A 20322-nucleotide genomic window follows, 5' to 3' on the forward strand; every position below is an offset into this window, starting at 1 on the left:
CGGCGCCTGGTGCGCGCGGTCGGCCCCGCGCTCGTCCCGGCCGTCGCCCTCGGGGTGTTCGCCTGGTTCGACGCCGCGGTCTGGCCGGTCGTCGTCGGCGTTGCGCTGGTCGTGGTGGCCGTGCCGCTCGCGCTGGACCGCTACCGCGCCCTGGGCCACCGGCTCGACGAGCGCTACCTCGTCGCCCGGCACGGGTCGCTGCTGCGCACGACGACCGCGCTGCGCCGCGACGGCGTCATCGGATGGCGGGTGCGGCAGAGCCTGTTCCAGCGCCGCGCCGGGGTGCTGACGCTGGAGGCGACCACCGCCGCGGGCGGCGGCGCGGTGCAGGTGCTGGACCTCGACCCCGCCGACGCCGTCGCACTGATGGCCGCGGTGACCCCGGATGCGGTCACCCCGTTCCGGGCCTGACCCGTGGGTCAGCGACGCCGGCGGGTCCCGAACAGGCTGCGGGTGATCTCGCGGGTCACGGTGTTGGTGAGCTGACGACCGGTCGGCGACTGCAGGAAGTCCCCGATCTTGGAGAAGAACCCGCCGCCCGGCGAGTCCTGCGGCGGGGGCGGCGGGGCCTGGCCCGGCTCCGGGGCGGGTGCCGGGGGCGCCTCGACCGGCGTCGCCTCGCCGCCCGGCCCGGCCGCGATGCTCGCGGTGAGCTTCTCGTAGGCGGACTCGCGGTCCACCATCTGCCCGTACTTCGCCTGCAGCGGTGAGGCGGCGGCGTCGGCGCGGACGTCGTCGACCGGCAGGGCCGCCATCAGCGAGCGCGGGGCCCGCAGCCGGGTCCAGGCGACCGGGGTGGGCGCGCCGCGCTCGGACAGCACCGTGACGACCGCCTCACCGGTGCCCAGCGAGGTCAGCGCCGACTCCAGGTCGTAGACGTCGGACTTCGGGTAGGTCCGCACGGTGCGCGACAGCGCCTTCTGGTCGTCCGGGGTGAAGGCCCGCAGCGCGTGCTGGATCCGCGCGCCCAGCTGGGACAGCACCTCGTTCGGCACGTCGGTGGGCAGCTGGGTGCAGAAGAACACGCCGACGCCCTTGGACCGGATGAGCTTGACGGTCTGCTCGATGCGGTCGAGGAACGCCTTCGACGCGTCGGTGAACAGCAGGTGCGCCTCGTCGAAGAAGAACACCAGCTTGGGCCGGTCGAGGTCGCCCGCCTCGGGCAGCTCCTCGTACAGCTCGGCGAGCAGCCACATCAGGAACGTGGAGAACAGCACCGGGTTCGCGGCGCGTTCGGCCAGCTCCAGCAGGGTGACGACGCCCTTGCCGTCGATCTGACGCATCAGGTCCGCGGGGTCGAACTCGGGCTCGCCGAAGAACTCCTCGCCGCCCTGGGCCTCCAGGTTGACCAGCGCGCGCAGGATGACCCCGGCCGTCGCCGGGGAGACCCCGCCGATGCCCTTGAGGTCGGCCTTGCCCTGGTCGGAGGTGAGGTGCTGGATGACCGCGCGCAGGTCCTTGGTGTCGAGCAGCGGCAGCCCGCGCCGGTCGGCCCAGTGGAAGATCAGGCCGAGGGTGGACTCCTGGGTGGCGTTGAGGCCGAGCACCTTGGCCAGCAGGATCGGGCCGAACTGGGTCAGCGTCGCCCGCACCGGGACGGCGACGCCGCCGTCGCCCAGCGACAGGAACTGCACCGGGTACGCGGTCGGGCTCCAGTCGTCGCCGGTGTCGGTCGCGCGGGCGGTGACCTTGTCGTCCGGCTCGCCCGCGCGGGCCATGCCGGACAGGTCGCCCTTGACGTCGGCGAGCAGGACGGGGACCCCGGCGTCGGACAGCTGCCCGGCCAGGGCCTGCAGTGTCTTGGTCTTGCCGGTGCCGGTCGCCCCGGCCACCAGGCCGTGCCGGTTCAGCGTCGCCAGGGGGATCCGGACCCGCGCCTGCGGGTCGCACACCCCGTCGACCAGGACGGTGCCGAGCTCGAGCACAGCTCCGTCGGTGGCGTATCCGGCGGCGATGGTGCGGGCAGGTGTGTCGTCAGCCACGGCGCGAGCCTAGGGCACTCCCCCGACGGTGACGGCCGAGGCTCGCGCCGGTCGCGACGACGTCACCTAGGCTGTGACGATGACCGATCGGCTGGTGTGGATCGACTGCGAGATGACCGGGCTGGATCTGGGCTCCGACGCCCTGATCGAGATCGCGGCACTGGTCACCGACGGCGACCTCAACATCCTCGGCGAGGGCGTCGACGTGGTGATCGCCTGTGACGACGCGAAGCTCGACGCGATGCCCGACGTCGTGCGCGACATGCACGCCCGGTCCGGGCTGACCGAGGAGGTCCGCCGCGCGACGGTCACGATCGAGCAGGCCGAGAAGATGGTGCTCGACTACGTCCGCACCCACGTCCCGGACGCCCGCTCGGCGCCGCTGGCCGGCAACTCGATCGCGACCGACCGCGGCTTCATCGCTCGGGACATGACCGAGCTCGACGGGTACCTGCACTACCGGATGATCGACGTCAGCTCGGTGAAGGAGCTGGCGCGGCGCTGGTTCCCGCGGGTGTTCTACGCGAAGCCGGAGAAGGGCCTCGCGCACCGCGCGCTCGCCGACATCCGCGAGTCGATCCGCGAGCTGGCCTACTACCGGCAGGCGCTGTTCGTGTCCCCGCCCGGTCCGACGACCGAGCAGGCGCAGGCCGCCGCGGCCGCGGTCGCGCACGTCGCGGCACCCCCGGAGGGCGGTACGACCCCCGCCTGACACCCCCCGGAGCGGGCGGGCTACAGTAGTTCAGCGCTTCCGGGAGTGCCCGGGAGAACGCATGGTGGGTGTAGCTCAGTTGGTAGAGCACCTGGTTGTGGTCCAGGGGGCCGCGGGTTCAAGTCCCGTCACTCACCCGGTCGCCGCCTCGGCGATCGATCCCATCGCACGCCCGGGATCGATCCTCCGTGCGTGGGCGAGGCACGACAACTCCACACGCGCCGTTAGCTCAATTGGCAGAGCAGCTGGCTCTTAACCAGCGGGTTCGGGGTTCAAGTCCCTGACGGCGCACGCAGGACCACAACTGAACACATGCGCCGTTAGCTCAATTGGCAGAGCAGCTGGCTCTTAACCAGCGGGTTCGGGGTTCAAGTCCCTGACGGCGCACCATGTGATCCGCAGGGGGTAGGACGTCGTCGTCCTACCCCCTGCGGCGTTCGCGGTCGGTACCGCGCCCGGACGGGTCCCTCAGACCCCGCCGGAGAGGTCGACCGTGACCTTCCCGCCCCGCTGGTCGCGGGCAGCCTCGAGCGCGTGCTGGGTGTCCTCGAGCCGGTAGACCGGCTCGAGGAACGGGGTCACGTCGACGGCACCGGAGTGGATGAGGTCCACGGCCTCGCGGAACGCGGTGAGGCCCGGCTCGAGCTGGGTGCTGTGGTTGTGCTCGATGGACGGTTGCTTGGCCCAGGCCTCCGCGAAGTCCCAGGGCGTCGGCCCGCTGGGCCGCTCCGGGAAACCGAAGTGCCCGATCCGGCCCTGCGGCCGGACGGCGCGCAGACACTGGATGCGCGTCTCGTCGTAGCCCGCGGCCTCGATGACCAGGTCGGCCCCCACGCCGCCGGTCATCTCGGCGACGGCGTCCACGAACGGGGTCTGCGCGACGTCCACCGCGGCGTCCACCGTGAACGCGGCCGCGAGCGCCACCCGCGACGGCGCCTTGTCGGCGATGAGCACGGAGCTGAACCCCGCCCGGCGGGCCAGCTGGGTGAAGAACAGTCCGGCCGACCCGGCGCCGCAGATCGCCACCGAGCGCCCTTCGCCGCTGCCCATGGTCGAGGGCCAGAACCGGCGCATGGCGTAGATCGTGGTGCCCAGCTGCTGGGCCATCAGCAGCCGGTCGAGGTCACCGCCCGGGGGCAGGGTGACCAGCGAGCGCTCGGAGACGACCTGCCACTCGGCGAAGCAGCCCGCCGCGTGCGGGACCGGCGCCACGAGGACCGCGTCGCCGGGGGCGAACCCGGCCGAGCGGGACCGCTCCACCACGCCGACCCCCTCGTGGCCGGGGAAGCCGGGCGGGGCGGGGTACTCGCCCGCGTAGAAGCCGTCGAAGACGACGTGGAGATCGCTTCCGCAGATCGAGGCGCGATGCGTGCGGACGAGGACCTCGCCCTCCCCGGGCTCCGGGATCGGGACCTCGACGGTCTCGAGACGTCCCGGAGCGACCATCTGTGCTGCGCGCACGGTTCCCCCTCAGCCCTGATAGGTGACGTAGTCGAAGGTCGAGTAGGTCTTCTCCCGGGTGGTGACGAACTCCAGGAGCGCCGGTGTGCCGTCCTCGGTCGCGGCGACGGCCTTGCGGATCGCGGGCACGATCTCGGCGGGCGTGGCGACGCGCTCGGCGTGCAGGCCGAAGGCCCGCGCCATCTCCGCGTACTCGCCGGTGATGTCGGTGCTGGCGAAGCGCTCGCGGGAGGTCGCCATGATCCGGTCCTCCATCGCCATGGCGGAGTTGTTGAACAGGATCGACAGGACCGGGATGCCGGCGCGCGCGCAGGTCTCGAGGTCCATGCCCGTCATGCCGATGGCGGCGTCGCCCCACACGTTGATGCACAGCCGCTCGGGCTGCGCGAGCTTGGCGCCCATCGCCAGGCCGAGGCCGTAGCCGAGCTGGGTGGACTTCCCCCAGCCCAAGTAGCTGTGGGGGGCCACCGACCGCCAGAACGGGGTCAGCTCGTCCCGCGGGCTGCCCGCGTCGTGGGTGATCGTGGTCCGCTCGACGTCGACGGTGTGCAGGAGGTCCCAGATCACGCGGTAGGGCGACAGCGGGGTCGCGGTGCTGGTCAGCAGCGGCCGCCACTTCTCGAGCCACGGGCCGTTCTGCGCCCTGATCCGTGCAGCCACCTCCTCGGCGCGGCCGCGGGGACGGCCGAGACGGTCGGCGACCGCCTCGAGCAGGAGGTCGAGGGCGAGCGCGGTGTCCCCCAGCAGGGCGTGCTCGGCCGGGATGTTCTTGTCCAGGTCGCCGGGGTCGGCGGTGTTGTGGATGAAGGACGTGCCCGCCGTGCGGAACCGGATCCCGAACGGGGTCGCGGAGAAGCTGGCCCCGACACCGAACACGACGTCCGCGTCCCGCACGTGCTCGAACACCGCCCGCGGCATGGCGACCCCGCCCGAGCCCAGGGCGAGCGGGTGGGTCTCGGGGAACGCGCTCTTCCCCTCGATGCTGGTGGTCACCGGCGCCTCGAGGAGCTCCGCCAGCTCGCGCAGCTGCCGCCACGCCGTCGCGCGGTGCACGCCCTGGCCCGCGTACAGCAGCGGCCGGTCGGCCTCGACCAGCGCGCGGGCCGCGGCCTCCACCGACCCGGTGTCGGGCGCCGAACGGGCGCGGCGCGACGGCGTGTAGGTCTCCAGGCCGGGCGCCGCCTCGTCCCAGACGTCCGCCGGGATCTCGACGAGCACCGGCCCGGGGCGGCCGTTGCGGGCCTGGGCGAACGCGCGGCGCAGCGCCGGGACGAGCCCGGCACCCGTCGTGACCTGCTCGGTCGCCTTCGTCACGTGCCGGAAGTTCAGCGCCGCGTTGAACGCGGGCGGGACCCAGGTCTCGGCCCGGGGCGCTCCCCCCGGGATGACGACGAGCGGGACACCCTCGGCGTAGGCCTGCGCGACGGCACCGAACGCGTTCTCGACACCCGGCCCCGACTGCATGCAGGTCACGCCGACGGTGTCGCCGAGCCGGCTGATCGCGTCCGCCATGTGGACGCCGACCCGCTCCTGCCGGACGATCACCGGACGGATCCCCAGGCCCGCCGCGGCCTCGATGAGCGGGTTCAGCGGGTAGGCGGGCAGGTGGGTCACCCCCTCGGACCGGAGGATCTCGGCCGCCGCGGCCGCGACGGTGGGTTCGGACCGGGTCGGTTCGGTCACCACGGGTTCACCAGTGCCCTTCGCTGGTCGGGAGACGACGGGGAGGCCCGCCGTCGGTCGTGCGGAACGCGGTCACCGCGGCACGGAGGTCTCGGCGTGCTGCGGCGCCTGTCGGTCGAACACCGTGGCGCCGCGTTCCTGCTCGGCCTGGTTGTCCGGGCCGAGGTCGATGTCGGGCCGGTCGCGGAGCAGGACGCAGGCGATCGTCCCGAGGACGAACATGCCCAGCAGGTAGAAGGCCACCGCGTACAGGGTCCCGCTGGACTGCAGCACGGCCGAGGCGATGAGCGGGGCGAACGCGCCGCCCATGATCGAGCCGATCGCGAAGGAGATGGCGACACCGGAGTACCGCACCGACGCCGGGAAGAGCTCCGTGTACCAGGCCGCCTGCCCGCCGAAGGCGAGGCCGGAGCCGAACGTGAACAGGGAGACCCCGAGGAACAGCAGCCAGACGCTGCCGGTGGACACCAGGGCGACCATCGGGAAGACCGCCAGGATCAGACAGCCGTAGCCGATCAGGTTGATCCGCCTGCGGCCGATGCGGTCGGCGAGCACCCCCGCGGCGTACGTGGTGAACGCCCAGACCACGGCCGCGCCCGTGATCGCCAGCAGCACGGACGTCCGGTCGAGCCCGAAGGGTCCGTCCGGGTCGGTCGTGTAGGCCGAGAGGAAGCCGCCCATGGTCACGTAGCCCCCGGCGTTGTTGCCCGCCATGATCAGCGCGGCGAGCAGCACGAGCGCCCAGTGCCTGCGGAACAGCTCGACGACCGGGGTCCTGCTGCGGGCCCGCTTCGCGGCCATCTCGGTGAAGACCGGGCTCTCGTCGACCGAGAGCCGCACGACGAAGCCGATCACGATCAGCACCACGCTGAACAGGAACGGGATCCGCCACCCCCAGTCGAGGAAGGCCTGGCCGGGCGAGATCACGCCGGTCATCAGGGCCGTGACGCCGGAGGCGAGGATCATGCCGAGCGGCGAACCGAGCTGGGGGAAGGCGCCCGCGCGGCCGCGCCACCCGCGTGGGGCGTGCTCGACCGCCATCAGCACGGCGCCTCCCCATTCGCCACCTGCGGCGATGCCCTGGAGGATGCGCAGGAGCAGCAGGAGGACGGGGGCGAGCACGCCCGCGGTCTCGAACGTCGGCAACAGGCCGATGGCCGTGGTCGCCCCACCCATGAGGACCAGCGTCGCGACCAGCATCGTGCGCCGGCCGACCCGATCGCCGAGGTGGCCCGACAGGAACGCACCCAGCGGCCGGAAGACGAAGCTGATGCCGATGGTGGCGAAGGACAGGAGTTGGGCGACACCGGCCCCCGCGGGCGCGAAGAACACCTGGGAGAAGACCAGCGAGGCGATGGTCGCGTAGATGAAGAAGTCGTAGAGCTCGATCGTGGTCCCGATGAGTGTCGCGAAGGCGACCCGTCGGGACTGGCGTGCGGACATCGCGGAGGCCGGCTCGCTCATGTTGCTCCTCTTCACTGAGGTGGCACGACGACGCCCCACTCCGGCGCCGCAACGATGCTTGCAAGGAGCATCGGAGGGCGGCCACCGAGTAATGACCGATCACGCCCGGTGGAGCCGCCGCGCACGGTCGGGACGGATGACGTACTCCCCGTGCCCGTCAGCGGCGGCCGCCGGCGGCGGGGGCGGTGGGGGCCGGATCCCGTTCCGGGTCCCAGCGGATCACGGTCGCCACCAGGGCTCCGGCGGCGGGGACGAGCGCGGTCACCAGGATCGCGCCGCCCGCACCGACCGTCTCCTGCAGCAGCGGGTAGCAGAACAGGCCGACGGCCGCGGCGCCCGAGGCCAGGGCCATCGTCACGCCGGTTCCGAGCGTCCCCCGCGCCGACCAGCAGGAGTTCTGACGCACCACCCTCACCGACATCTACTTCGCCGGAGGGCGTGGTCGGGCAGGTGAGGCCGGTGACCGCGTGGACCATGAGCGGACGCTCGGGCCCCGCCGCCGTCGCCTCGTCGGCGCTGCCGGCGCTGATCCGCCAGCCCACCGACCGGGACGACCCCTCCGCACGGATAGCGGCCCGTGCGGCGGCCGAACTGACCGCCGGGGCCCTGCTGGACCGCGTCGACGGTCCCTCGCGACAGCCGAACCCGCGGGCCGCGCTCCTCGGCCGGGCCCGCCGCTTCATGAGCGACCACCTGCACGAGGCCGACCTCTCCCCCGCCTGTGTGGCCGCCTCCATCCCCATCTCCGAGCGGTACCTGTTCGCCCTCTTCGCCGACGTCGGCTCCACACCGGCGACCTGGCTGCGCGAGGCCCGGCTCGAGCGCGCGCGGCAGCTGCTGGACGACGATCCCGCGCGCCCCGTCCAGGAGGTGGGCGTGGCGGTCGGCATCCCGCGGGCCTCCCACTTCAGCAGGCTCTTCCGCGCGCGCTACACCGTGGCCCCCCGCGCGTACCGGGCCGTCGCGGCGCGCCGGCACCACGACGAATGACGTAGGCGGGACCGGCCGAGGCTCCGCACCGGTCCGGTCATTCGCGAGTTACCCCGTTCCGGGCCCGTCTCTAGCGTCGTGCTCGGCGCCATCGCGGACGCGCGGTGGCCGGTCCCGATCGGCCGAGGAAGGCGATGGCTGCAGCGATGGCTGACGAGAAACGACCCTCCGTACTGGTGGTCAGTGCCCACTCCGGTGACTTCGTGTGGCGCGCGGGGGGAGCGCTCGCCCTCTACGCCGAGCGCGGCTACGACGTGCGCATCGTCTGTCTGAGCTACGGCGAGCGCGGGGAGTCCCAGGGCCTGTGGCGGCAGGAGGGCATGACCCTGGAGAAGGCGAAGGCTGGCAGGCGCGCCGAGGCCGAGGGGGCCGCGGAGGCGCTCGGCGCCGCGATCTCCTTCCTCGACCTGGGCGACTACCCGTTGCGCATCGACGACGCCGGGCTCGACCGCATCGTCGGCGCGATGCGGTCGGCACAACCCGAGCTGCTGCTCACCCATGTCGCGAACGACCCGTACAACCGCGACCACGACGCCGCGCACGAGGCGACGCTGCTCGCCCGGCAGGTCGCGCAGGCCGCGGGCCACGACCGTTCGACGAGCCCGATCGGAGCACCGCAGGTGCTGCAGTTCGAGCCGCACCAGCCCGAGCAGTGCGGCTTCGCTCCGAACCTGCTGCTGGACATCACCCCGGTGTTCGACCGCAAGCGCAAGGCCATGGAGTGCATGGGAGCGCAGGCGCACCTCGTGCAGTACTACACCGATCTCGGCCTGCGCCGGGGGGTGCAGGCCGTGCGGAACGGCGGCGCCAGGTCGATCGTGCAGGCCGAGGCCTACCAGCGGGTGTTCCCGATCGTCGGGGACGTGCTGCTGTGACCGGCCACGTGATCGTCCGGACGACGCGGGGGCCGTCACCGCAGGTCGTCGACGCGCTGGCGACGAGCGGCGTCGCCACCGCCCACGAGGCCCACGGCCGTCGTGGGCTGCTCGGTCCCGAGCTGCGCCCGATCTACCCCGGTGCCCGGATCGCCGGACGGGCGGTGACCGTCCTGTCGCATCCCGGGGACAACCTGATGATCCACGCGTCGATCGAGCAGTGCCGGGCGGGCGACGTCCTGGTGGTCGCCACCACCTCGCGGTGCACCGACGGGATGTTCGGCGACCTGTTCGCCACCCAGCTGCTGCACCGCGGCGTGCGTGGCCTGGTCACCGACGCCGGAGTGCGCGACATCGCGGACCTGCAGGCGATGGGCTTCCCGGTGTGGTCGCGGGCCGTGCACGCGCAGGGCACCGCGAAGGCGGTCCCGGGATCGGTCAACGTGCCGGTCGTGGTGGCCGGTCAGCTCGTCCACCCCGGCGACATCATCGTCGCCGACGACGACGGAGTGCTCTGTGTCCCGCTGGCCGACGGCGGGACCGTCGTCGCGGCCGCGGCGGAACGCGAGGCGAACGAGGAGGCCAAGCGTCGCCGGTTCCGCGACGGCGAGCTGGGTCTCGACGTCTACGGCATGCGCCCCCTGCTGGAACGTCTCGGCGTCCGCTACGTCGACGACCTCGCCGACGGGGAGGAGACCCCGTGAGCACGTTCCTCCTGGTCCACGGCGCGTGGCACGGCGGCTGGGTGTGGGAGCGGGTGGTCCCGGCCCTGCGTGCCGCGGGCCACGACGTCCACACCCCGACCCTGACCGGGCTGTCCGACCGCGCCCACACCCTCACCCCGCAGGTCGGGCTCTCGACCCACGTCCAGGACGTCGTCGGGATGATCGAGGCCTACGACCTGCGCGAGGTCGTGCTCGTCGGGCACAGCTACGCCGGGCAGATCGTCACCGGCACGGCCGACCGGGTCCCGGAGCGCCTGGCCACCCGGGTCTACCTGGACGCCTTCGTCGGCGACGACGGAGAGGCCGCCATCGACCTGCAGCCCGCCACCGTGGCCGGGCACTGGCGCGAGGCCGCCGAGGGCCCCGGGTTCGGGTGGCTGGTCCCACCCCGGTCGCTGACAAAGCTCGGCGTCACCGAGCAGGCCGACATCGACTGGCTCACCCCCCGGCTCACCCCGCACCCCTGGCTCACCTACACCGAACCGCTCCGGCTGACCGGCAAGGGCGACCAGGTCCCGGCCGTGTTCATCGAGTGCGTGGAGTGGATGCGGGTCTTCGCGGCCCACGCCGAACGTGCCGCGGTCCGCGGCTGGCCGACGCACCGGCTCGCCACCGGTCACGAGGCCATGGTCACCGCGCCCGACGAGCTCGCCGCGCTGCTGCTCGAGATCGCCCCGAGCTGAGAGGACACGTCATGGAATTCCTGGTCCGCACCGAGAACAGGCTGCCGAACGATACTCCCGCCGACATCCGGGACCGGCTCAGGAAGGGTGAGCGGGAGCGGGCGACGGAGCTGCGCGAGGCCGGTGTCCTCCGGCGGCTCTGGCGGGTGCCCGGTCGCAACGCCACGATCGGCCTCTACGAGGCCGAGGATCCCGCCGCCCTGCACGACGCCCTCGTGTCCCTGCCCATGTGGACGTGGATGGACGTCACCGTCGAGGCGCTGGCCACCCACCCGCAGGAGAAGAAGGGGTGACCGCCCGGCTCGCCGGCGTCGTCGCGATCGTGACCGGCGCGGCGGGCGGTCTGGGGAGCGCGATCGCGCGGCGGCTCGCCGCCGACGGCGCGACCGTCGCCGCCCTGGACCTGGCGACCGATCCCGCGGAGCTGCGCAGGGACGACTTCCCGGGATCCATCGTCCACCGGGCCTGCGACGTCACCGACCGTACAGCCGTCAGCCGCACGGTCGGCGAGGTCGCCGACCGGTTCGGCGGCGTGGACGTCCTGGTCAACAACGCCGGGCTCCTCTCCGGCCGCGCGAGCCTGCTGGAGGCGACGCCTGAGGAGCTGCACCGCTTCTACGACGTCAACGCCGTCGGCCCGCTGCTCATGGTGCAGGCCTGCTTTCCCCACCTGCGGGACAGCGCGCACCGCGGCCGGATCGTCAACGTCGCGTCCCGGACGTTCTTCACCGGCGCACCGGGACAGATCGGCTACATCGCCAGCAAGGGCGCACTGCTCGGAATGACCCGGGTCATGGCCCGTGAGCTGGGCGAGCACCGCATCTGCGTGAACGCGGTGCTGCCCGCCCAGGTCGCCACGCCCGGCACCCGCGCGCACTCGGGCGACGAGGTCTTCGCCCGGACCATGTCCCAACAGGCGATCCAGGAGTTCGTGACACCGGAGGACTTCGCGGGGCTGATCGCGTTCCTGGCCTCCGCCGACGGCGCACGGATCACGGGCCAGTCGCTCGTCTGTGACGGCGGCGGTCTTCTGCACTGATCACCGTGGCCCACTCGGGTCACGCACGCCACGCATCCATCTCCGTCCCCGCCCGGTCCGAGAGGACCGGCTTGCTCAACGAGGAGCCTCATGGCCACCAGCACGTCGGCCCGGTCGGGAGGCACTGCCGCCCGCCGCAAGCCCGGTACGGTCGCGTTCGCCAGCTACATCGGCACGACCATCGAGTGGTACGACTTCTTCATCTACGGAGTCGCGGCCACGCTGGTCTTCCGCACGCAGTTCTTCCCCGGCTTCTCCGAGACCGCGGGGACCCTCGCCGCACTCGGTACCTTCGCCGTCGGATTCATCGCGCGCCCCGTCGGTGGCATCGTGATGGGGCACTTCGGCGACCGTGTCGGACGCAAGTCGATGCTGGTCGTCTCCCTGCTCATGATGGGCGTCGCCACGACCCTCATCGGTCTCATCCCCACCTACGAGACCATCGGCATCTGGGCGCCGATCCTGCTCGTGGTGCTGCGGCTGATCCAGGGTGCGGGTGTCGGTGGCGAGTGGGCGGGCGCGGTACTCATGGCCGTCGAGAACGCCCCACCGAAGCGCCGTTCGCTCTACGGCTGCTTCCCCCAGCTCGGCCTGCCGTCCGGCATCCTGCTCTCGCAGCTGGCCTTCCTGCTCCTCACCAGCCTGATGTCCCCGGAGGCGTTCGCCGCATGGGGGTGGCGGGTCGCATTCCTCAGCAGCGCGCTGCTCATCATCGTCGGACTCGTCATCCGGCTGGCCATCGAGGAGAGCGAGGACTTCGAGAAGGTCCGTGACTCCGGCACCGTCGAGAAGATGCCGATCGTCGAGGTGTTCCGGCGCAGCCCCCGACAGATCCTGATCGGCAGCCTCGCCTCCATCGCCGCACCGGCGATCGGCTACCTCGTCTCGGTCAACATGGTCTCCTACGGGACGACCAGGCTCGGCCTTCCCACCTCGACGATGCTGTGGATCCTCGTCGGCGTCAGCGTGGGCTGGATCCTGATGATGCTCGGCGCAGGCCTGGCGGGCGACCGTTTCGGCCGCAAGGCCACCTTCGCCCTGGGCGCCGGTATCGGAGTCCTCTGGGCGTTCCCGCTGTTCTGGCTCGTCGACACGGCCTCCGTACCGCTGATCGTCCTGGCACTGCTCGTCATCACCGCCGCGAACTCGATCATGGCGGGGCCACAGCCGGCGCTGATCACCGAGATGTTCCCGATCCGCCTGCGCTACAGCGGCGCCTCCATCGCCTACACGATCGCGTCGATCCTCGGGGGTGGGCTCACCCCGCTGGCCGCCACCGCCCTGCTCGCCGAGTTCGACAGCTCGATCGCCGTCTCCGTCCTGCTCGGGGCGGTGTCGCTGATCAGCCTCGTCGCGATCCTGTCCGCGAGCCGGCGCGTGCTGCACGCCGAGGAGCCCGAGCCCGCCTGCCGACTGCCCGACGAGGCCTCCGCCTGAACCGGCCCGGCGATGACGGGCAGCCGGACCGAGGTCGTCGGCAGGCGCGCGCGCTCAGGTCCGCAGCGCGACGATGATCGGCCGCAACTCCTCCACGAAGGACTCGGCGGGCCCCGTCATCGCTCCGCCGCGCCTGCGGAACACCCCGAACCGGCGCGCCCGGGTCCCCCCCGGCACGTGGAGGGACTCGATCGTCCCGGCCCGGCGCTCGGCGGAGAAGAGCGGCCGGGGCATGACGCTGAGGAATCCCGCGTCGGCCACCAGCGCCTTCAGCGCGACCACCGAGCGGGTCGTCACGGTGGTCCGCGGCTCGTCGAGCCCGGCGCGGCGGAAGATCTCGGTGAGGGCGCGGCGGGGCGCCGTCCGCGCCGGTGGCATCGCCCAGCGCTGGTCGAGCAGGTCGGCGAGCTCCACTCCCGGTTCGGCGCGCAGCGGGTGCCCGGTCGCGGCGACCACCGTGACGTGGTCCTGCCAGCGCAGGCTGCCCACGACGGCGATCCGCTCGTCCGCGTCGAGCTCAGCGCCGACGGCGACGTCGATCTCGGCGGCCGCCAGCGCCTCGACCAGCACGTCCTCGACCCCTTCGAGGATGTGGACCTCCAGCCCCGGGTGCCCGACCAGCAGCGCGTCGACGGCCCGCGGAACCAGGTGGGCGATCACCGACCCGACGCTGCCCACCCGCAGCGTGCCCCGGCCCCGGCCCTGCATGGTGTGGATCTCCTCCACTGCACGCTGGGCCTCCTCCTCGATGGCGCGGGCCCGCGGGGCCAGCGCGCGGCCGTACTCGGTCAGGCGCATGCCGGTGCTGTGCCGCTCGAACAGCGGTGCGCCGAGCGCCACCTCCAACCGGCGCAGCGACCGGCTCACCGCGGGCTGGGTCAGGCCGAGGTCGGCGGCCGCCCGCCCGACGCCCCCGTGTTCGGCCACCGCCAGGAAGGCCCGCAGCTGCCCTGCCTCGAAGGTCATGCCCAGAGGTTATGACTCTCGACGGTCCTATGCATTGGTTGCCTGTCCGCGATCCAGGATCCTCGGGCCCGGCCGGCCATCGGACCGGCGCTCTGCACCCGCAACGGAGGGATGGGCATGAGCACGACCGTGCGCGACGTCGTCGTGGCGCAGCTGCGAGCCCGCGGCATGACGACGGTCTTCGGCAACCCGGGCTCGACCGAGCTGCCGATGTTCCGGGACTTCCCCGACGACTTCGACTACGTCCTGGGCCTGCAGGAGTCCGTCGTCGTCGGGATGGCCGACGGCTTCGCCCAGGCCTCGGGCACCGCGGCACTGGTGAACCTGCACTCGGCGGCGGGGGTGGGTCACGCGATGGGCAACCTGTTCACCGCGTGGCGCAACCGCACGCCGCTGGTCGTCACGGCCGGACAGCAGGCGAGGTCGCTGCTGGTCGGCGAGCCGTTCCTGATGAACGAGCGGGCGACCGAGCTGCCGCGCCCCTACGTCAAGTGGAGCTGCGAGCCGGCCCGACCGCAGGACGTCCCCGCGGCGTTCGCCCGCGCCTACCACGTCGCGATGACGCCACCGCGTGGCCCGGTGTTCCTCTCGATCCCGGTCGACGACTGGGAGGTACCCGCCGAGCCCGGGGCGGAGCCCCGGCCGCGCCCCGTCGGCGCGGCGGCGCGACCGGACCCCGACCTCGTGGCGGGACTCGTCACCGCGCTCGACCGGGCGGTCTCCCCCGCGCTGGTCGTGGGCGCCGAGGTCGACCGTGACCACGCCTTCGCCGAGGTGGTCGCGCTGGCCGAACGACACCGGGCCCGCGTGTGGACCGCACCGCTGTCCCCGCGGTGCGGGTTCCCGGAGGACCACCCCCTGTACGCCGGGTTCCTGCCCGCGGCGCGCGAGACGATCCGGGAACGGCTCGCCGGCCACGACCTGGTGGTGGTGCTCGGCGCCCCCGTCTTCACCTTCCACGTGGAGGGGCGCGGTCCCCTGCTGCCGGCCGGCTGCGTCCTCTTCCAGGTCGTCGAGGACCCCGACACCGCGGCGTGGACGCCGGAGGGGACGGCGCTCGTGGGCGGCGTCCGCGCCACGGTCACCGAGGTGCTGGCCGCGAGCGCCCCGCCCGCCCGCTCCGCTCCGCCGGGCAGGCCACGCCCCGCGCGGCTCACCGCGCCCGCGGAGCTCACCGAGGCCTTCCTCCTGCAGACCCTCGCCGACGAGCGACCGGAGTCGGCGATCGTGGTCGAGGAGGCGCCCAGCACCCGCGCGGTGATGCAGGAGCGGCTGCCGTTCACCGGTCCCGAGACCTTCTTCACCTGCGCCAGCGGCGGGCTCGGGCACGGCATGCCCGCCGCGGTCGGTGTCGCGCTCGCCCGGCCCGGACAGCGGGTGATCGCGCTGCTCGGCGACGGGTCGAGCATGTACGCGGTCCAGGCGCTGTGGTCGGCGGCGCACGAGAACACCCCGGTCACCTTCGTCGTGGTGAACAACGGCGGCTACGCCGCCCTCGACGGGTTCGCCGCCCACTTCGGGATCGACAAGCCGGTCGGCACCGCGGTGACCGGCATCGACTACGCCGGACTGGCCCGCGACATGGGGTGCGCCGGCGTGACGGTGCAGCGCCCCGCGGAGCTCGCGGACGCGCTGCGGCGGGCACTGACCTCGTCCGGCCCCGTGCTCCTCGACGTACACGTCCGCTGACCCTGGGAAGGAACGACGACGATGTCCACCTACTCGGAGAACACCGCGGCCGGAGCCGCCGCCGACCCCGCACCGGGAGGCGGGGACGCGAAGGGCTCGCGTCGCATGCTCGCCTCGACGTTCCTCGGCACCACCATCGAGTGGTACGACTTCCTGGTCTACGGCTTCCTGGCCCCCGTCGCGCTCGACGTCCTGTTCTTCCCCCAGTTCAGCCCGCTGGTCGGCACCATCGCCGCCTTCAGCGTGTTCGCGGTCGGTTTCCTCGCCCGTCCGCTCGGCGGCATCGTGTTCGGTCACCTCGGTGACCGGGTGGGCCGTAAACCGATCATGATCTGGACGATGGCCCTGGCCGGCGCCGCGACGACGGCGATGGGGCTGCTGCCGACGTATACGACCATCGGGCTCCTCGCCCCGGTCGTGCTCGTCGTGCTGCGTTTCGTCCAGGGTCTCGCGCTCGGCGGCGAGTCCGCGGCGGGGCCCCTGCTCGCCACCGAGAGCGCCCCGGGTGGCCGCCGCGGGTTGTTCGCCGCGATCGTGCAGAGTGGCGCCGCGGGGGGCACGGTCCTCGGCGCGACCGCGGTGCTGCTCGTGGGACTGATGCCGCGGGAGGACCTGCTCGCGTGGGGCTGGCGCCTGCCCTTCCTGGCCAGCGCGGTGATCTTCTTCGTCGGCCTCTACATGCGGGTGCGGGTGGCGGAGTCGCCACTGTTCACCCGGGCCGTAGGCGCCGCGGGTGCCGAACGGATGCCGCTGCTGGTCGTGCTGCGCAGCCACAAGGCGGCCACGGCCCGGGTGTTGTTCGCCGCGGTGGCCGAGTCCTCGGTCTTCTACTTCACGGCGATCTTCGGCCTGTCCTACGTGACGGGCACCCTCGGGCTGAGCCCGGCACTGCCGTTGCTGGGAATCGTGATCGGCAACGGCCTGGGAATGCTGACCAACCCGCTGTTCGGCTGGCTGAGCGACCGGGTGGGGCGCCGGCCGCTGCTGCTGCTGGCCTACGCGCTCGGCTGCCTCTACGTGGTGGCCGTGTTCTTCCCCCTGCTGCGTACCGCCGATCCCGCCCTCGTCGTGCTCGCGCTCGCGATCCCCGGCGCGGTGCTGCAGCCCATGAGCCTCGCGGTGACCGGCAGCTTCTACCCGGAACAGTTCGACGACGCCCGGGTGCGCCTGTCCGGGATCGCCCTCGGCCGCCAGATCGGCACCGTCCTGGGCGGCGGGCTGCTGCCGGTCGTCTCGGCCGCGCTCGTCGCCGCGACCGGAGGGCTCACCGCCTCCCTCGTCTACTACGCCGCGCTGTGCGCGGCCGGCTTCCTCGCCGTCCTCCTCTCGCGGGAGAGCGCCCGCACCGCGCTCACCTGATCCGCTGTCCGGCCCGATCCCACCCCTCACCGGAGGTACCCCATGACCACGTCCGACGTGGCGGCCCCCGAGGTCACCGCCCTGCTCCACATCGGCGGGCAGGACCTGCCCACCGCGGAGTTCTTCGACGTCCACGACCCGGCCGCCCCGGAGCGCGTCGTCGGGCGCGCCGCGTCCGCCACCCCGCAGGACGCCGAGCACGCCGTCGCCACCGCCCACGCGGCCTTCCCGGCCTGGTCCCGGCGGGACACGGCCGAGCGTGCCGAGATCCTGCTCCGGGCGCTCGCACCGCTCGCCGGGCTGGCCCCGGCCGTCGCGCCCGTGCTGACGGCCGAGAACGGGAAGGTCCTCGGAGAGTCCTTCGCCGACCTGGCCGTGTTCGAGATGCGCTGCAGGCACGCCGCGTCGCTGGCCGCGACCTTCGAACCGTCCCGGACCCTGCCCGCCCCGCCCTTCCACACGGAGGTGTTGCGGCTGCCCGTGGGTGTCGTGACGGTGGTCGTGCCGTTCAACTGGCCGCTCGCCATCCTGGCCGCGAGCCTGCCCTATGCGCTGGTGGCGGGGAACACCGTCGTGGTCAAGCCGCCGCCCACCACCCCGCTGTCGGTGGTGCAGACGGTGCGGGCGCTCGCCGAGGGGCTCCCGCCGGGCGTGCTGAACGTCGTCACCGGCACCAACGACGCCGTCGAGCCGCTGCTCGTCGACCCGCGCGTGCAGCACGTCGTGTTCACCGGCAGCACCGCGGGCGGTCGCGCGGTGATGGCGCTGGCGGCGCGGTCACTGGCCGCGGTGACCCTGGAGCTGGGCGGCAACGACCCGGCCGTCCTGCTCGACGACGTCGAGCTCGACGAACGCACCGTGTCCGCCCTGGTCGGGGCGACGTTCATGACCTCGGGCCAGGTCTGCATGGCCGTCAAGCGGCTCTACGTCCCGCGCCGCCGCCGGGACGAGGTGATCGAGGCCCTGGGCGCGGAGCTGGACCGGCAGCGGACCGGGCCGGGCCTCGACCCGGCCAGCACCTACGGTCCCGTGCACACCGCCGCCGGACGCGACCGTGTGCTCGCCCAGCTCGACGAGGCGCGCGCCCGGGGGGCGGAGGTCCGCGAGTACGGCAGCCTGTCCGACGCGGTGGATACGGGCCACTTCCTCCGCCCGTCGCTGGTCGTCGACCCCGATCCGGACTCCGCGATCGTCCACGAGGAGCAGTTCGGCCCGACCCTGCCCGTGCTCGCCTACGACGACCTCGAGCCGTTGCTCGCCGGTCTGGACGAGGAGTGGTCCGGGCTGTGCTCCTCGGTCTGGTCCGCCGATCCGGACCGTGCCGCCGCCGTCGCGCGACGGATGCGGACCGGGACCACCTGGGTCAACCAGGCGAACGCCACCGCGGCGGACGACCGCGCCCCGTTCGGAGGGTTCCGGCAGAGCGGGATCGGCCGAGAGCTCGGTCAGGACGGTCTGTACGCCTTCACCGAGCCGCACACGGTCACTCGACCGGCGTCGTGACCCGGGGTCCGTGGGCGGGCGGGCACCGCAGCAGGTGCGGTCCCAGCTCTCCCACGGACGTCACCCCGAGCAGGGCGAGGGCACGCAGGAAGCCCTGCCGGTAGAGGTCGTGGACCCGGCTCACCCCCTGCTCACCCCCGGCCATCAGTCCGTAGAGATAGGGCCGTCCCACCAGGACGGCGTCCGCCCCGTGCGCGAGCGCAGCCGCGAGGTCGGTCCCGGACCGCACCCCGCCGTCCAGGTAGACCTCGGCGTCCGTCCCGACCGCCGCCCGGACCTCGGGCAGCGCCGCGAGCGTCGACGCGGCACGGTCCAGCTGCCTGCCCCCGTGGTTGGAGACCGCGACCGCCTGGACCCCGCAGTCGACGACGGTCCGCGCGTCCCGGGGGTGGAGCACGCCCTTGACCACGATATCGCCGGACCAGTGCTCCCTCATCCACTCGAGGTCCCCGAAGTCCACCCCGGGATCCATGACCCCGTCGACGACCTCCGCGAAGCCGCCCCCCGCCTCCTCCAGAGCGGCGAACCGCAGCGGTTCGTGCGTGACCACGTCGATCCACCACCGCGGCCTGCGGGCGATCCCCGCCAGGGTGCGGAGGGTCAGGGTGGGCGGGATGGTCATGCCGCTGCGCAGGTCGCGGAGCCGTGCTCCGGGGACGGCGACGTCGACCGTCACGACGAGGGTGGTGAAGCCGGCCGCCGCCGCGCGCTCCAGCAGTCGGCGGGACGCGGCACGGTCGCGCCAGACGTAGAGCTGGAACCACCGGTCGGCCCCCGGCGCCGCCGCGGCGAGGTCCTCCGGCGAGATCGTGCCCATGGTCGACAGCGCGTACGGCACGCCCTCCCGCTCGGCCACCCGGGCCACCGCGGCCTCGCCCTCGTGCTGCACCATGCGGGTGAAGCCGGTCGGGGCGAAGACGAACGGCATCGACACGGGGCGGCCCAGGATCGTGGTGCCCGGATCGACCCGGCTCACGTCGCGCAGGACCTGCGGGAGGAACTCGACGTCGTCGAAGGCCGAGGCGTTGCGGCGTCGGGTGCTCTCGGTCTCCGCTCCGCCGTCCACGTAGTCGAACACCGAACGGGGCGTGCGGCGGCGCGCCATCTCCCGCAGGTCCTCGATGTCGTGGGCCCGCGCGAGCCTGCGCCGCACGGGGTCGCGGTCGCGCGGGGCCGAGGCGAGCAGCGGCGCGATCTCGCTCCACCGCGGGAGGCGCCGGGACTCCCGGGGACCCCGCCGGCGGTCACGCGACACGGTGCTCCTCCCAGGTACGGGCGGGCGGACACGCCGCCCACATCTCTCCGCTGCGCTCTGACATCGTTGTCGACTCCCCTCGTTCCGCCGGCGTGGCCACCTACCACGCACCGGCGCTTCCTCGACGAGCTGCCACCGGGTCAGCGGAGCAGGGCGCGCACGCGCAGCTCGACGGCGGCCGCCCGGTCGACGACTTCGGGCACCCGATCGGCGATGCCGACCAGCTCGGTGCGGACCTTCTCGTCCCGGATGCCGCCGAGGTTGATCTCCACGTTGAGCCGGGCCGTGGTGGCGGCGGCCCGGGCCGCCTCGGTGGCCGCGGCGACGTCGGTGACGACGTTGCGGTTCGCCACCGGTAGCAGGGCCTCGGCCAGGGCGACCAGCGCGACGGCGGTGCGGATGACGTCCGCGGGCGGGCCGGCGGCGCCGACCAGCGCGTCGGCGATCGCCTCGCTGCGGCGGGCCTGCTCGTCGTCAGTGCCGCGCGGCAGGGCGTACG

The 20322-nt window shown here is 73.2% G+C and carries 20 protein-coding genes and 3 tRNA genes; 15 read left to right on the forward strand and 8 right to left on the reverse strand.

Going from position 1 to position 20322, the window contains the following annotated elements:
- Positions 1 to 411 (forward strand): PH domain-containing protein (locus GTW08_RS26790; protein WP_161152697.1); only part of this gene is annotated, 411 nt, incomplete at its 5' end.
- An 8-nt stretch (positions 412 to 419) separates the two neighbouring features.
- On the opposite strand, the gene GTW08_RS26795 is transcribed toward GTW08_RS26790, so the two are convergent.
- Positions 420 to 1982, reverse strand: a complete 1563-nt coding sequence (locus tag GTW08_RS26795; protein ID WP_073575411.1) for a helicase HerA-like domain-containing protein — start codon at positions 1980 to 1982, stop codon at positions 420 to 422.
- 79 nt (positions 1983 to 2061) lie between these two features.
- Between GTW08_RS26795 and orn the strand changes: the two genes are divergently transcribed.
- The 4 genes from orn (at position 2062) to GTW08_RS26815 (ending at position 3084) form a co-directional block, all read left to right on the forward strand.
- A complete protein-coding gene (gene orn / locus GTW08_RS26800) occupies positions 2062 to 2694 on the forward strand; it encodes an oligoribonuclease (RefSeq protein ID WP_073575512.1) in 633 nt (210 codons plus the stop codon).
- A gap of 64 nt (positions 2695 to 2758) precedes the next feature.
- Positions 2759 to 2831: transfer RNA gene (locus GTW08_RS26805), tRNA-His, on the forward strand.
- Between the two features lie 81 nt (positions 2832 to 2912).
- Positions 2913 to 2985 (forward strand) — tRNA-Lys (locus tag GTW08_RS26810).
- Positions 2986 to 3008: 23 nt separating this feature from the next.
- Positions 3009 to 3084 (forward strand) — tRNA-Lys (locus tag GTW08_RS26815).
- A 78-nt stretch (positions 3085 to 3162) separates the two neighbouring features.
- Here GTW08_RS26815 and GTW08_RS26820 read toward each other — a convergent pair.
- The 4 genes from GTW08_RS26820 to GTW08_RS26835 form a co-directional block, all read right to left on the reverse strand.
- Positions 3163 to 4155 carry a zinc-binding dehydrogenase gene (locus tag GTW08_RS26820; RefSeq protein ID WP_073575412.1) on the reverse strand — a complete coding sequence of 331 codons (993 nt, stop codon included), beginning with the start codon at positions 4153 to 4155 and terminating at the stop codon, positions 3163 to 3165.
- Between the two features lie 9 nt (positions 4156 to 4164).
- Positions 4165 to 5838, reverse strand: coding sequence for a thiamine pyrophosphate-requiring protein (locus GTW08_RS26825; RefSeq protein WP_073575513.1), 1674 nt, complete (start codon positions 5836 to 5838; stop codon positions 4165 to 4167).
- A gap of 72 nt (positions 5839 to 5910) precedes the next feature.
- The gene (locus tag GTW08_RS26830; protein ID WP_073575413.1) at positions 5911 to 7302 is read right to left on the reverse strand and encodes an MFS transporter; all 1392 of its coding nucleotides are present in this window, start codon (positions 7300 to 7302) and stop codon (positions 5911 to 5913) included.
- A gap of 157 nt (positions 7303 to 7459) precedes the next feature.
- Positions 7460 to 7717, reverse strand: coding sequence for a hypothetical protein (locus GTW08_RS26835; RefSeq protein ID WP_161152698.1), 258 nt, complete (start codon positions 7715 to 7717; stop codon positions 7460 to 7462).
- 44 nt (positions 7718 to 7761) lie between these two features.
- Between GTW08_RS26835 and GTW08_RS33100 the strand changes: the two genes are divergently transcribed.
- The 7 genes from GTW08_RS33100 (at position 7762) to GTW08_RS26870 (ending at position 13051) form a co-directional block, all read left to right on the forward strand.
- Positions 7762 to 8292 (forward strand): helix-turn-helix domain-containing protein, encoded by a 531-nt coding sequence (locus GTW08_RS33100; RefSeq protein ID WP_161152699.1) that lies wholly within the window; start codon positions 7762 to 7764, stop codon positions 8290 to 8292.
- Between the two features lie 176 nt (positions 8293 to 8468).
- Entirely contained in the window at positions 8469 to 9167 is a 699-nt protein-coding gene (locus GTW08_RS26845; RefSeq protein WP_304580102.1) for a PIG-L deacetylase family protein, read from the forward strand.
- Positions 9164 to 9871 carry a 4-carboxy-4-hydroxy-2-oxoadipate aldolase/oxaloacetate decarboxylase gene (locus GTW08_RS26850; RefSeq protein WP_253067316.1) on the forward strand — a complete coding sequence of 236 codons (708 nt, stop codon included), beginning with the start codon at positions 9164 to 9166 and terminating at the stop codon, positions 9869 to 9871. Before GTW08_RS26845 ends, GTW08_RS26850 begins: the two co-directional genes overlap by 4 nt.
- Entirely contained in the window at positions 9868 to 10575 is a 708-nt protein-coding gene (locus GTW08_RS26855) for an alpha/beta fold hydrolase (RefSeq protein WP_073575417.1), read from the forward strand. Before GTW08_RS26850 ends, GTW08_RS26855 begins: the two co-directional genes overlap by 4 nt.
- Positions 10576 to 10586: 11 nt before the next feature.
- Positions 10587 to 10868, forward strand: coding sequence for a muconolactone Delta-isomerase family protein (locus tag GTW08_RS26860; RefSeq protein ID WP_073575418.1), 282 nt, complete (start codon positions 10587 to 10589; stop codon positions 10866 to 10868).
- A complete protein-coding gene (locus GTW08_RS26865; RefSeq protein WP_073575419.1) occupies positions 10865 to 11614 on the forward strand; it encodes an SDR family NAD(P)-dependent oxidoreductase in 750 nt (249 codons plus the stop codon). Before GTW08_RS26860 ends, GTW08_RS26865 begins: the two co-directional genes overlap by 4 nt.
- 90 nt (positions 11615 to 11704) lie before the next feature.
- The gene (locus GTW08_RS26870; RefSeq protein WP_073575420.1) at positions 11705 to 13051 is read left to right on the forward strand and encodes an MFS transporter; all 1347 of its coding nucleotides are present in this window, start codon (positions 11705 to 11707) and stop codon (positions 13049 to 13051) included.
- A gap of 54 nt (positions 13052 to 13105) precedes the next feature.
- Here GTW08_RS26870 and GTW08_RS26875 read toward each other — a convergent pair whose 3' ends face one another.
- The gene (locus tag GTW08_RS26875; RefSeq protein WP_073575421.1) at positions 13106 to 14017 is read right to left on the reverse strand and encodes a LysR family transcriptional regulator; all 912 of its coding nucleotides are present in this window, start codon (positions 14015 to 14017) and stop codon (positions 13106 to 13108) included.
- A gap of 117 nt (positions 14018 to 14134) precedes the next feature.
- Between GTW08_RS26875 and mdlC the strand changes: the two genes are divergently transcribed.
- The 3 genes from mdlC to GTW08_RS26890 are packed head-to-tail and all read left to right on the forward strand — an operon-like array spanning position 14135 to position 18568.
- Entirely contained in the window at positions 14135 to 15706 is a 1572-nt protein-coding gene (gene mdlC, locus GTW08_RS26880; protein ID WP_202417742.1) for a benzoylformate decarboxylase, read from the forward strand.
- A 21-nt stretch (positions 15707 to 15727) separates the two neighbouring features.
- Positions 15728 to 17065 (forward strand): MFS transporter, encoded by a 1338-nt coding sequence (locus GTW08_RS26885; RefSeq protein WP_073575423.1) that lies wholly within the window; start codon positions 15728 to 15730, stop codon positions 17063 to 17065.
- Between the two features lie 42 nt (positions 17066 to 17107).
- Complete coding sequence (locus GTW08_RS26890) at positions 17108 to 18568, forward strand: aldehyde dehydrogenase family protein (RefSeq protein ID WP_073575424.1); 1461 nt, start codon at positions 17108 to 17110, stop codon at positions 18566 to 18568.
- Here the strand turns inward: GTW08_RS26890 and GTW08_RS26895 are convergent.
- Entirely contained in the window at positions 18549 to 19823 is a 1275-nt protein-coding gene (locus tag GTW08_RS26895; protein WP_073575425.1) for an alpha-hydroxy acid oxidase, read from the reverse strand. The two genes, GTW08_RS26890 and GTW08_RS26895, sit on opposite strands and share 20 nt — an antisense overlap.
- Positions 19824 to 19963: 140 nt before the next feature.
- The coding region (locus tag GTW08_RS26900; protein ID WP_161152700.1) for a cyclodeaminase/cyclohydrolase family protein at positions 19964 to 20322 on the reverse strand (359 nt) is incomplete at its 5' end.

It is taken from the genome of Pseudonocardia sp. SID8383, assembly GCF_009864975.1.
GTDB classification, from domain to species: domain Bacteria; phylum Actinomycetota; class Actinomycetes; order Mycobacteriales; family Pseudonocardiaceae; genus Pseudonocardia; species Pseudonocardia alni.